10 protein-coding genes are annotated in these 13,395 nt (G+C 36.5%); 5 read left to right on the top strand and 5 right to left on the bottom strand.

What is annotated here, in order from left to right; genetic code table 11:
* From AC4MRQ_RS21065 to AC4MRQ_RS21050, 4 genes are all read right to left on the bottom strand, one after another.
* Positions 1-1,609: TonB-dependent receptor plug domain-containing protein (locus AC4MRQ_RS21065; protein WP_491199698.1), on the bottom strand; the 1,609-nt coding region annotated here is incomplete at its 3' end.
* A 94-nt stretch (positions 1,610-1,703) separates the two neighbouring features.
* Positions 1,704-2,075 carry a hypothetical protein gene (locus tag AC4MRQ_RS21060; RefSeq protein WP_491199697.1) on the bottom strand — a complete coding sequence of 124 codons (372 nt, stop codon included), beginning with the start codon at positions 2,073-2,075 and terminating at the stop codon, positions 1,704-1,706.
* A gap of 60 nt (positions 2,076-2,135) precedes the next feature.
* A complete protein-coding gene (locus AC4MRQ_RS21055; protein ID WP_491199696.1) occupies positions 2,136-4,910 on the bottom strand; it encodes a TonB-dependent receptor in 2,775 nt (924 codons plus the stop codon).
* A 9-nt stretch (positions 4,911-4,919) separates the two neighbouring features.
* A complete protein-coding gene (locus AC4MRQ_RS21050; RefSeq protein ID WP_491199695.1) occupies positions 4,920-5,657 on the bottom strand; it encodes a hypothetical protein in 738 nt (245 codons plus the stop codon).
* 166 nt (positions 5,658-5,823) lie between these two features.
* On the opposite strand from AC4MRQ_RS21050, the gene AC4MRQ_RS21045 reads away from it, so the two are divergent.
* The 5 genes from AC4MRQ_RS21045 to AC4MRQ_RS21025 all read left to right on the top strand — a co-directional run bounded on the left by AC4MRQ_RS21045 (position 5,824) and on the right by AC4MRQ_RS21025 (position 12,418).
* A complete protein-coding gene (locus AC4MRQ_RS21045; RefSeq protein WP_491199694.1) occupies positions 5,824-7,029 on the top strand; it encodes a DUF4249 domain-containing protein in 1,206 nt (401 codons plus the stop codon).
* Between the two features lie 11 nt (positions 7,030-7,040).
* A complete protein-coding gene (locus AC4MRQ_RS21040) occupies positions 7,041-8,687 on the top strand; it encodes a hypothetical protein (RefSeq protein WP_491199693.1) in 1,647 nt (548 codons plus the stop codon).
* Between the two features lie 70 nt (positions 8,688-8,757).
* The gene (gene nadB, locus AC4MRQ_RS21035) at positions 8,758-10,329 is read left to right on the top strand and encodes an L-aspartate oxidase (protein WP_491199692.1); all 1,572 of its coding nucleotides are present in this window, start codon (positions 8,758-8,760) and stop codon (positions 10,327-10,329) included.
* A 67-nt stretch (positions 10,330-10,396) separates the two neighbouring features.
* The gene (locus AC4MRQ_RS21030; RefSeq protein WP_491199691.1) at positions 10,397-11,659 is read left to right on the top strand and encodes a glycosyltransferase family 4 protein; all 1,263 of its coding nucleotides are present in this window, start codon (positions 10,397-10,399) and stop codon (positions 11,657-11,659) included.
* Between the two features lie 6 nt (positions 11,660-11,665).
* A complete protein-coding gene (locus AC4MRQ_RS21025) occupies positions 11,666-12,418 on the top strand; it encodes a glycosyltransferase family 2 protein (protein WP_491199690.1) in 753 nt (250 codons plus the stop codon).
* A gap of 96 nt (positions 12,419-12,514) precedes the next feature.
* On the opposite strand, the gene AC4MRQ_RS21020 is transcribed toward AC4MRQ_RS21025, so the two are convergent.
* The coding region (locus tag AC4MRQ_RS21020; RefSeq protein ID WP_491199689.1) for a 3-deoxy-7-phosphoheptulonate synthase at positions 12,515-13,395 on the bottom strand (881 nt) is incomplete at its 5' end.

The following is a 13,395-nucleotide window of genomic DNA, read 5'->3' as shown; positions in this document are numbered from 1 at the left end:
CTAACATCTCGTAAGGATCAATACCAACAGGTAAAAAGTTAATGTAACGTTCGGTCAGACTACCACTTCTTGCGGCATGCCCCAACCAGATTTCGGAACTGAATCGGGATGACAAGCGGCGACTCACTCCGATACTAAAGGAACTGTTTAGGTTGCCTGATGATAGATCATCATAAAAAGATTCGAAGTGAGGGTCGGGACGATTGGCATTAGCCTGATTGTACTCAAAGCGAGCCGAATAAACCAATTGCCATTGATTGTAACGACTCTGAAATTCAGCAAAAGCAGCTGTTTTATGAATATAGGCATCCTGCCAAACGTTGTCATAAACTGTATTTCCTGCATTAGGTCCCATCAGAAAATGACGTCTTCGTTCACCTTCGGCTTTATCGCCCCTGAAATCAATTCCGGCATATAGTTGGTTGTTAGTAAATTGAAAGTTCAACTCGGACCGACCACCGTAGTTATAAGTTTTGGCAGCTGTTTCTGCATCTACTTTTCGGGGTTCAAGCAGCTTGTCGTAGTTATCCATCAGATGATCAACATAGGTACCATAAATACTTGTATTCCATTCTTTCAGTTTTTTATTAAACCGGATGGTATGATGCATGCTGCCCAACCAGGTGTCGTCTTTGCGTAAATCCATTGGTAAGGCAGGAAAATCAACATTTTTGGCATAATTACGACTGATGTTGAATCGAATACTTTGCTGTTGTCCTGTTTTTAATACGAGTGAAGAACCTATATTATTGCGATAAAAAGAAGACAGCACTTTATTTCCATTACCATCTTTATAGTTATCGCCTGTTGATATTGAACCAAAAAGTTTTAAGTTAGCTGCTTTACCTGATATGTTAGCTATGGCTTCGCTTCTGTTTATGGAGCCATTGCTTTCGTATACACCACTTAAGCGACCACTTGCTTTGGTTTTTGTGCTAAATTGAGGTTCTGGTGTCTGAAAGTTAATGGTACCTCCAAAGGCATTACCATAACGCAGAGAGTAGGGACCTTTCAGAACTGTGATCTGAGAAAGCATGTTAACCGGCATTTGACTGGTTGGAGGATCCATTCGGTTTGGGCAAGCTGCATTGGCACTTTGTGCTCCGTCCAAAACGATGTTTAACTGTTCGTATTTGAAACCGCGTAACACAGGATCAAAGCCGTAATTTCCACTTTTACGTATCAGGCCAACTTCGGGCAATTTAGCGAGAATTGCAGAAGCATCATGCGATACACGGTTTGGGTTATTAAATACAACAGACGTTGAGTCAGTTTGTATTTGGTGCAGAGCGATTACACTTATCGGTTGTAATTCAAATTGTTGTTTCGCCCATAAAATCTCGCCTTTTTCAATATAAATATCCAGCTCATTGGGTGAAATAACTAATACTCCATAATTGAGATGTGAAATATGCAGTTTGGTTGATTTTTTTTTATCAATTGTAATGATGCCATTATCATTGGTAATTCCTTGTTGTTTATCATATTGATAACTGGCATTGATAATGGGTGTTTGGCTATGTATATCAATTAGTTTGAGTGCTTGGCCAAATGAATAGACCACATTGATACACAGCAAAAACACCACGAATAATATTTTTTTACTCATGTTTGTTTCTGTCGATGTTTATTAAAATTTGATCTTGTTGTGCAGCAGGTTATCTCAAACACTTTGTTTGATTTGCACATTGAATCAGTTTGGTTTAGATCAAATATTGTGGTGGATGAAAGACATCAATAATGACAGAATTGTAGTTTGGCTTATCAATGTGTTTAAATAGGATTTCTCTAAAAGATTGGGTGGGAGAGAATGTTAATTTGCAAGTAATAAATCCGTCAATGGTAATTTCACGTTGATTTGGATTGGGTGATGTTTTTTCTTGCTCAGATTGCTGCTCCATTTGCTTTTTGAGTTGACAACATCCCTGGCAAGAGTTGTCCTCCACATCTTTTTGTACACAAAGGTTTTTAGCTATGTAATTCTGATTGACTTTGAAAATCAACCATGTAAAACTGTATTGCGTCGTTGCAAGAATACTGGCCAGAGCCAATAATATGGTTAAGATTTTTTTCAATAATCCAGATGTGTTGCCATTATAACAAGAGCGCATCCGGATTGTTTTCGTTAGATATTTTTAAAAATCATCCTTAGCGTTACCAAGGAATTTAAAGTTATAAGTTACAGTAAAGATAGGTTTACCAAAGATTGACATCTTATATCCTTGTATTTTATCACCTTCTGATCGGAAGAAAATATTGTAAGCATTTTGTCGCCCCAATACATTATAAACAGCAAATGTCCAAGAGCTATGATTTGCTTTTTTCTTGATTAGGTTTCCGTTAATGGTAGCCGCTAAATCCAGTCGAATGTAATCAGGCATTCGCATAGAGTTTCTATCGGAATAATAAACCTTTTGTGCCCCACCAAACTCATAGTAAGCCACCGGTGCTGTAAATGGCCTTCCGGTACTGTAAAAGAAGTTAGAAGAAACATTCACACGGCGACTAAATTTGTAGTTGGCTACAAACTTAAAATCGTGTGGTTTATCGTAGTTAGCTGGGAAGTAATCACCATTATTCACCTGTTCTTCTTCAAATTCGCTGTCTATTTTATGAAGAATGCGTGAGTATGTGTAATTCATCCAACCAGTTAATTTACCTCTTTTTTTCTGGATCATTAATTCCACACCATAAGCTTTTCCACTTCCATTTAGTACATCAGTTTCCAGGTGTTCATTCATTACCAATTTTGCTCCACCTTTATAATCAATGATATTTTTTAATTGTTTGTAGTAGGTTTCGATTGAAGCTTCAATACTGTTGTTACGCAGGTTCTTATAGAAACCAATGGAATACTGATCACCTCTTTGGGGCTTTAGGTATTTATCGCTAAGCTTCCAAATATCTGTCGGTGCCATTGCTGCAGTGTTGGAGATCATTTGAATGTACTGGTACATTCGGTTATACCCAAGTTTTAGAGAGCTGGTTCCGCTAACACGAATATTCGATGAAAGCCGTAGTTCAGGTCCTGAGTAGAAGGATACAGCACCATTACCATGATAGGTTGTGTCAGTAATATTATCAATGCTACGTGGCTGGCCACTTAAGTAATTGTATTGTGTTTTTGGCCCGAAATTAGCGTACATTGAATATCGTAACCCAGCTGATAATGACATAAATGGTGTTAATTCAAACTCATCACTGATGTATAATGCAGCTTCCAGGGCCTGTTCTTTTTCCAGCTCTTTAAAAGCAATCAGAGATTCACTTGATGAGGGCGTTTGTTTTCCTGGCGATAGATCGTACCAGGTAGCATTCAATCCAAAATCAATTTTATGGTTTTTACTTGACAAATAGGAAAAATCAGACTTAAAACTATACTGATTAAGTCGGTAATCAATTTCATGTAGAAGGCTTGAATCAGTCCGCGACTCCGTTGTATAGTCATAGTTACTAACAATACCAGAAAATGTTGAGAATAATTTAGGACTAAATACATGTTTCCATTTAAGGGTTGATGCTAAAGTGTTGTATTCAAAAGCATCTTCGGTATAATAATCAAAATCATCGTGGCTGTAATACCCTGAAAGATAAAGGCTGTTTTTATCATCAATATCCCACGAAAAACTACCTTGTAGATCATGGAAATTGGCTGAACTGTTTTTTAGCTTGGCATCGTCGAGAAGGTTTAAAACCCAATCGGAATAGGTTGTACGTGCGGCCAATATAAAGGAACTCTTATCTTTCTTAATAGGAGACTCCAAAGTAAGTCGACCAGAAACAGGGCTAATACCTCCATTAAGTTTCGTTTCTTTCCTGTTTCCTTCTTTCACAGTCATGTCCATGACCGATGAAACACGTCCTCCATATTTTGCAGGTATACCACTTTTGTACAATGTAATATCCTTGATAATATCGGAATTGAATCCGGAGAAGAACCCAAAGAAGTGAGATGTATTGATTATTGGTGCATCACTTAACAGAATCAAATTCTGATCGGTACTTCCTCCTCTTACATTAAATCCGTTAGATGCTTCGCCTACGCTTTGAACACCAGGAAGCAATAAGGTTGTTTTAATCACATCAGCCTCACCCATTCCTAAAGGTAACTGTTTAAGGGTTTTCATAGTGATCTTATCCATTCCCATGCGCAGATTACGAACAGGATCTTCTGTTTTAGCTGTAATAACAACTTCTTTCAAAGAGGTAGGTTTGCTTTTCAGTTCCACGTCCAACGAACCATCGGAGTGAATAACAATATTGCGATGAGCTGTTTTCATACCAACAGAGCGGTATTCAACCTTATAACGACCTTTTGGTAAGGAGAATGAGTAGTGGCCGTATAAATTGGTTACAGTACCGTTTTTTAAATCATCGATGTAAACTACCGTTCCAACTAATGGTTCACCACTTTCAGAATCAGTAATTTTACCACTGAGGGTAGCCATGTTTGAATACCGATTTTTTGAAGGGTTGCCGATGGAAAACAACATGTACTCCTCACTAATATTAGATTCTTCCTCCTTATGCTTCCGTAGTGCTTCATAAACAATTGTGTCGACTTTGAGAGAGGCAATATCGTTAAGGTAACTGCGGTATCGATCAGAAAAATCGGTTTTTATTTTATAACCTTTTGTAAAAACAACCTCCATATCATTTATAAACGTGTAGTTAAGGCCACTTTCTTTCGCCAACCAATTGATTGCTTGCTTATAACCAAGCTGACTAAAATTGGGATTAAAAGTTAAGCTGTCGGTCCATGTATTTGAATAGTAAAAGCGATAGCTCGATTCTTTTTCAATATGTTGAATTAACTCATCAAAAGAGACAGAATCTTTCTGAAAACTTATTGTTTGACCAACAGCATTAAAAATAGGCACAAGGAAAATTAGAAGAATAAAACGTTTCATTGGTTGGGGTTAGATAGAGTCAATAAATTGAATAAGTTGTATTAACTGATGATTGGTCATTTTTTTATAAGAAGGATTGATTGACTTAATCTTCCTTTTTACCAATTTTCGTTGATCATGAAATAATTTAAGAAGTTTTCTTTTGGTGGTTATGTCATGAAATAATTCTTGAACTGACAAGTAACGTTTGATATCATGTCGATAGGTAGTTATGCCGTCTTCTAAACCAAGAATTACATAGTGTTTTATCAATAATCGAGAATTTTCTGAATGATAGATAGGTTGATAAAACCCCGGACTCAGATTAGTATTATTATTTTTCTCCATAATTTGAATAAAGGAGAATTCTTTTTTATCGAAATTAATAGAGAAGGAGTCAATTTTTGTTTTATTAATTTCGATGTGAATATTTGAGAACACGAAATAGTTTGGTATAACAATCAACTTATCCTTATGTAAATCGTACTTTAATTGTTTATTACGATACTCTTTCCCTTCAATAAAAATACTTCCGGTTCCATGTGCATTATTTAAGTAAGGATTGGGATTTCTAGGAAGGTGATATGGTTTATATTCTCGTCCATTAATATAAGTCAGTGGATTATAAAAAACAGAGTCGTATAACAGTAGGGCTGTATCAACATCACTTGTATTAGTGTTTGAATTGGTGTTTTGTCCTTGGATTTGTGCGGAAATAGCTATAAGTACACATATAGTATACACTATGGGGCGGGTAGGGCTTAACATTTAGGTTGAGTTTTAATTGATTAGGAACAAAAATATAAAAAGCTTTGAAATACTACTCTTTATATTTAAAAATTCAATCATTTCATTTACCGAATTATAAAGTATGAGATTTTTTTTGCAGTTTTGGACTTATAATTTACAAACCATAACTTAATCTTAACTACCCATGAACGGGAAAATTATCTGCATTTTTCTATTTCTGATTGGCTTATCATCTTGCCTTGAACCATACGAAGTAAATATTAAAGATTATAAAGATTTATTAGTTGTTGATGCTTTGATTACTGATGAAGTAAAGAACCATCGTGTTCATTTGTCGCGCTCAGTTCCTAATTTAGATGAAACGCCACAGGTCGAAGCTGGTGCATTAGTCATAATCAAAGATGAAAATCATAATGAAGAAGTATTGACTGAAGTTGCACCAGGTGTCTATGAAACGGATCAAAAGCAGTTTATTGCGAAAGTAGGTGGTACCTACACATTATCAATAAGAACTGCGAATGGACAGGAATATCAATCATCACCTTGCAATATATTACCAAAGTCAACTTTAAATAAGGTTTACGTTAAAACAAGCAAAAAGTGGAATGAAGATAGGACAATTGAAAACTACGGACTAACTATATTAGTTGATGGAAATTCTTATGAAAATGGTTATATGCGTTGGGAGTATGAAGAAGACTGGAAGTTTAAGGTACCATATGCTCCTATTATAAGATATGATTATGATGCTCAAAGTTGGGTTCGTATCATTAAACCAGAGAATGAAATATGTTGGAAAAGTAGTATATCAAATGAGGTGATAATACACTCATTAGCCAACCAAGGTAATTTTGAAGTAAAGGCGAAAGAAATATGTTTTATTCCTTCAGGATTAACAGATAAGTTGTCTGTTAGATATAGTATTCTCATTAAACAAATGAGTATTTCTAAAGGAGAATATGAGTTTTGGAATAAATTGAAAATTTCACTTGAAGATACTGATAACATAGCTGGAAATCAACCTTTTTCAATTAAAGGTAATATAAAGAATATCAATGATAGTAAGGAACCTGTTCTTGGATACTTTCAAACTGGTAGTGTTAGTTTTCAAAGGCTTTATATAGATAGAAATGAAGTTGTTAGTCTTGGCTTACCAATGACCCCGTCTAATTATGGTTGTTTATTAAATACTTTTATTGCTGATGGGAAGGATTATGATACACCTTTGGAGATTTATGAAGACTTAGTGGTATCGGGTAAGTTGCACTTGCATGATGTTGTGAATGATGAATCTGGGATGAGAGTAATCGGTTTAATGCTTACCTCAGCCACTTGTTCAGATTGCACCTATTCAGGAACCCTTAGGAAACCAGATTTCTGGGAAGATTAAATAACATCAATATGAGAAAACAGACTTTAGCTCTAGTGGCAATGTTATTTATTGCTAATATAGCCGGTTCGCAGGAGAAAATCATTTTTAATAGTGATCGTGATATTTACATAGGTGGTGAAGACCTGTGGTTATCGGTTATAAACAATGATAGGGAAACTTCTTTAAGTAAGGTGGTGTATATCGAGTTGTTAAACAAGTATAATACACCGGTAGTTCAGGAGAAATTATTCCTTGAAAATAATCTGGCAAGTTCAAGATTTACTATTCCCGACACTATCTCAACAGGTAACTATTTATTGAGAGCTTATACAAGCTGGATGAGAAATTACTCACCAGAGTGCTACACACATCAGGTAATTTCTGTAATCAATCCATTTGTTGATAATGCCTTAAAGAACCTTAAGGTTAAAAGTGACAATAGAATTGAAGGAGAATTAGTAAATAAAACAAGTGCTCAGGTTATTAAGGGATTAAAGAAAAACTATACGCAAAGACAAAAAGTTAGCCTTGAAATAGCACAGAACAATGATTGGGAATATGTAACAGTTTCTGTTACCAGATCAGGACTTACCAAATCTAACAAGCAATCTGCGATTGATAATATTGTATATAAAATCAGATCATACACTAAATTGCCGGAGCCGAAAGGAGAAATTATATCAGGTGTAATTAGTAATATCGAAACCGGAGAGCCCATTATCAATGAGAAAATGATGCTTAGTTTTATAGATGAAACTGCAATATTAAAATTCTCAACTACAGATTCGACTGGACGTTTTGCTTTTGTTATTAATCGTTTTGGGGTGGAAGAAATGGTAATTCAACCATACTCTTCCGACACAACTAAGCTTAATTATAAAGTGACATTGGATGATCAGTTTTCATCTGAATATGCCAATTTAGAAATTCCAGAATTAGTGATCGATTCGACCAAGCTGGAGCATATTAACAGTGCTATTGTTAATATGCAGATTAATACAATCTATTCTGATTATCTTGCTAATGTTGCTAAGGCAGATTCAATTGAGAAAGCTGAAGCATTTTATGGTAAACCGGAAAGGACAACAATTATTGATAAGTTTATCGATCTTCCGACCACCGAAGAAGTTGTTCGGGAAATCGTTCCCTTTGCAACTTTAAAGCGACAGAAAGGCCAATATATTTTTAGAACCTACGAGGATAACTCTTTATATCCACGAGATGGTAAAACAATGCCATTTGTTGACGGTGTACCTGTTTATGATGTTAATCGTATTCTGGATATTAACCCTGAATACCTCAAAAAGGTTGATTTACTAAATCTGAACTATTATTATCAGGATGAAAATCTGGGGCGTTTATTGCTATTTTACACTAATGATGGTGATATGGGAAACATGGATTTTGACCACCGGATTTTCAGACAAGCCCATAAAGGTTTTCTGTACAACTATCAATATAAAAGCCCAGATTATACAATCAATCAAAATCAACAATCACGGACTGCTGACTTTAGAAATTTACTTTATTATTCAACGTTTTGTGCAGACAATGCAAATGTTATTGAAGTTGATTTTACGACAGGTGATGACAAAGCTGCCTATGATGTGGTTGTCTCTGGATATAAAGAGAATGGGCAAACAGAGCAATTTGTAAAAACTTTTGTAGTTGAGTAGGAATTCGTCATTTGTAACGAATAATTTTTATTTCTTCATACATTTGTAATCCTGTTCAAAGAGATTCCTAATGAGAAGAGAATTTGATTTTTTAGTGATTGGCTCGGGTATTGCCGGGTTGAGTTATGCGCTAAAAGTTGCACAACATGGTTCGGTAGCTATTATTAGTAAAACCGATCTCAACGAAACAAATACAGCTTATGCACAAGGTGGTATATCTTCAGTAATGTATGAACCAGATTCATTTGAAAAGCATATAGAAGATACTTTAATTGCAGGTGATGGAGTTTGTGATATTGAGGCTGTTAAAAAGGTAGTAGAGGAAGCACCTGAGCAGATTGAGCAATTACTTTCATGGGGAACCAATTTTGATAAAAATGACGATGGTAAGTTTGATTTACATCGGGAGGGAGGTCATTCAGAGTATCGAATTTTACACCATAAAGATAACACTGGTGCAGAAATACAGAGGGCTTTGATAGATGAGATAAGAAACCATCCTTCTATTACAACTTTTGAAAATCATTTTGCGGTTGATGTTATAACTCAGCATCACCTTGGGCGTGTTACTGAACCCTGGATGCGTGATATTGAGTGCTACGGGGCCTATATACTCAATAAAACTAATGGACAAATAGAAACCTTCTTAGCCAAAACAACTATGATGGCTACAGGCGGTATTGGTAGCGTATATCAAACTACTACTAATCCATTGATTTCAACAGGAGATGGCGTAGCAATGGTATTCAGGGCCAAGGGAATTATTGAGAATATGGAATTTGTACAGTTTCATCCAACAGCCTTGTATAATTTATCTGAACGTCCATCATTCCTGATTACAGAAGCAATGCGCGGATATGGAGGTATTTTGAGGCGTCAAAACGGGCAGGAGTTTATGCTTGAATACGATGAGCGAGGTTGTTTGGCACCTCGTGATATTGTAGCTCGGGCCATTGATAATGAATTAAAGAACAGGGGAGAAGAGTTTGTTTATCTGGATGTAACTCATAAGCCAGCCAGCGAAACTAAGCAGCATTTCCCAAATATTTATAAAAAATGTTTGTCATTAGGAATTGATATAACCAGGGATTATATACCTGTGGTTCCGGCTGCTCATTATTTATGTGGTGGTATTAAAGTTGATTTGAATGGATGTAGCTCGATCGCTAACTTATATGCCGCCGGAGAATGCGCATCAACCGGGTTGCATGGTGCTAACCGATTAGCGAGTAATTCATTAATAGAAGCTCTTGTGTTTTCTGATGCCGCGTATAAAAATGCTATCAGGAAAATAGATGCTATCGAATTTAATCAACGCATCCCTGATTGGAACGATGAAGGAACCTCTCATCCAGAAGAGATGATTTTAATTACCCAATCGAATAAAGAAGTTCAGCAGATCATGAGCAAGTATGTAGGTATCGTTCGTTCCAACATACGTTTAAATAGGGCCTATGATCGACTTGAAGTAATTTATCGCGAAACAGAAGCATTATATCAAGCCTCGAAGGTATCTGAAAAGATATGCCATCTTCGTAATAAGATTAATGTGGGATATCTGATCATTAAAATGGCACGGAAAAGAAAAGAAAGTCGCGGTCTACACTATAACCTTGATTTCCCCAATAAGTTGGAGAGCTAAAATGGCTCTAAGCATTGCTTATTGAGTAGAATTATTACTTTTACAGCCGTAACAACCAGAGTTTAAATTGAAAATCCTTCAGATTAATAAAACTGATACTGGTGGCGGGGCAGCTGTGGCTGCTAATCGCCTGCATCGTGCATTGCGAAAAAATGGTATTGAATCAACTTTATTAGTGCAGGATTTGAATCAGAAGGCAGAGGCAGTTCATGCGGTTGACACGGGTTTTTTATATCGAAAAAAAGCTTTTGCACGATTTGCCTGGGAACGTCTGACCTTTTTACCATATGAGCGAAATGCATCCGTGCGCTTTGCTTTTTCTCCGGCCAATACAGGAATTGATATTTCGCAACACCCTTTGGTTAAAGAAGCTGATATTATTCATTTGCATTGGATAAATCAAGGTTTTCTTTCAATAGATTCTTTAGGTAAACTCATGAAGTGTGGTAAACCAATTGTATGGACACAACATGATATGTGGAGCTTTACTGGAGGATGTCATTATGCCGGAACTTGCTTAGAATTTCTTGAGTTTTGTTCATACTGCCCGTTCCTGCGTAAATCAGGTAAAAAGGATTTATCAGCCAGGTTGTTTGCTCAAAAAAGAAAAATATACAGCGAATCTCCTTTAAGTATCGTTACATGTAGTAAATGGTTAAGGACACTATCTCAGGAAAGTAAACTTCTTCGACGGAAAGATTTTTATAATATACCAAATCCAATAGATACAGATTTTTACAAACCCAGGGTTAAGGAAGAAGCGCGTGAGCGACTCAATCTGCCATTTGATAAGAAATTGGTGTTATTTGGTGCTGCCAACGTGAATGATCCTCGGAAAGGTATGCGCTACTTTATTGAAGCCTTAAGTATTCTTGGTGAAAACTTTCCGGTAGTTAAAGATAATACTGAATTGGTTGTGTTTGGGAAGATGAATACCGAAACGGCAAAGTTATTTCCTTTTAAAACTAATTCATTCAGGTTTGTATCAGATCCCAATGTATTAGTTGATTTATATAGTGCTGCTGATACCTATGTATTGCCTTCATTGCAGGATAATCTGCCCAACACAGTTATGGAATCACTTGCTTGTGGTACTCCTGTGGTTGGATTTAGTATTGGTGGTGTACCTGAAATGGTTACGCATGGCCAATCTGGATATCTGGCCGAAGTGAAAAATTCCCTGAGTCTGGCAACCGGTATTTACGATACATTATTTGTGAGCAACAACGAAAGTCTAAGTCTTAATGCCCGTAAAAAAGCTGTGGAATGTTACTCAGAAGAGGTGGTGGCTGATCAATATAAGGCTGTGTACGAATCTTTATTAAAGTAAATGTTGATGAAAAAGCCTGTTATCAGCATTATTACAATTGTTTATAATGGAGTTGATACCCTTCAAAAAACAATTAATAGTATTGCAAACCAGTCTTATGATCATATCGAATATATAATAGTTGATGGCGCATCAGAAGATGGAACTATTACCTTAATTGAGAAAAATAAAAGAGCTGTTTCAAAATGGATTAGCGAACCAGACAAAGGTTTATATGATGCCATGAATAAAGGCCTTGATATGGCAACTGGCGATTATGTCTGGTTTGTCAACTCAGGTGATGAAATCTATAACACCTCTACTATTGCAGAATTGATAGAAGGCTTTGCAGATAAGACGCCCGATGTGATTTATGGTGATACTGTCATGATTGATGAGAATGGTAATGAAATAGGCGAGAGGCGATTACAACCACCAATACAACTATCATGGAAGGATTTTCGGAATGGTATGTTGGTAAGTCATCAATCTATATTGGTTTCTACAAGAATTGCAAAACCTTATAACACTAAATACAGGTTCTCAGCTGATTTTGAATGGTGCTTGCTTGCACTGAAAGAAGCAACGCAGATATACAATTCAAATTTGGTATTATCTCGCTTCTTGGATGGAGGTTTAACCAAGCAAAACATTGTTCCCGGACTGAAGGAACGTTTTGATATAATGCGGCGATATTTTGGTCTTATTCCCACGCTTTGGAAGCATATACCAATAGGACTTCGATTCCTTTGGTATGTGACGAGAAACAAGCGATTTTAAGTTATAAATAATAAAACCCGAAGGGCGACTATTCTTGAAACTAAAAATAGTCGCCCTCCGGGTAAACTGTTTTACAACTCTTCGGATGAGTAAATGTTATGCTTTCAGCTGATCTCTTAAATTTTTTAATAACCTTTCTGTCTCCTCCCAGCCAATGCACTCATCGGTGATGGAAACACCATAAGCCAGCTTACTTTTGTCCGCATTCAATTTTTGACAACCGAAGTTAAGGTTACTTTCTATCATGATACCGATTATCGAATTATTACCATCTTTAATTTGTTGGGTAATATTTTCTAAAACCAATGATTGATTAGCTGCTTTTTTGCCACTGTTAGCATGGCTGCAATCGACCATGATGCAAGGCTCAAGACCTCTTTTTCTAAGCTCTTCCTCGTATTGCGTAATGTGTTGAGACGAGTAATTAGGTTCTTTTCCTCCTCTCAGAATAATGTGTGAGTTAGAATTTCCTTTTGTCCTTACAATTGCAGCTTTTCCATCTGGATTTATGCTCACAAAGTTATGAGGAGCCGATACAGATTCGCAGGCATTAATGGCAATATCAATGCTTCCTTTAGTGCCATTTTTAAAGCCAACAACCGAGGATAAACCACTTGCCATATTTCGGTGGCTTTGTGATTCTGTTGTGCGGGCACCAATAGCCGTCCATGAGAACATATCCTGTATATATTGCGGTGTAACAATATCTAATGCTTCACCTGCCGCAGGTAAGCCTAGATCGGCCACATAAAGTAATAGCTCCCGGGCCATTTTCAATCCATCTTCTACTTTGCAACTATTATCCAGGTGTGGATCGTTAATTAGTCCTTGCCAGCCAATTGTTGTACGAGGTTTTTCAAAATAAACACGCATTACAAGGTAAAGCGTATCGCTTACTTCATCTGCGAGTTTTTTTAGCCTGCGTGCATACTCTTTTGCAGCTACAATATCGTGAATAGAGCAGGGGCCAACAACTA

The sequence above is a fragment of the Carboxylicivirga sp. genome (assembly GCF_982718395.1).
Note: the sequence above shows the minus strand (reverse complement) of the source record. Positions and strands in the feature narration are given on the sequence as shown.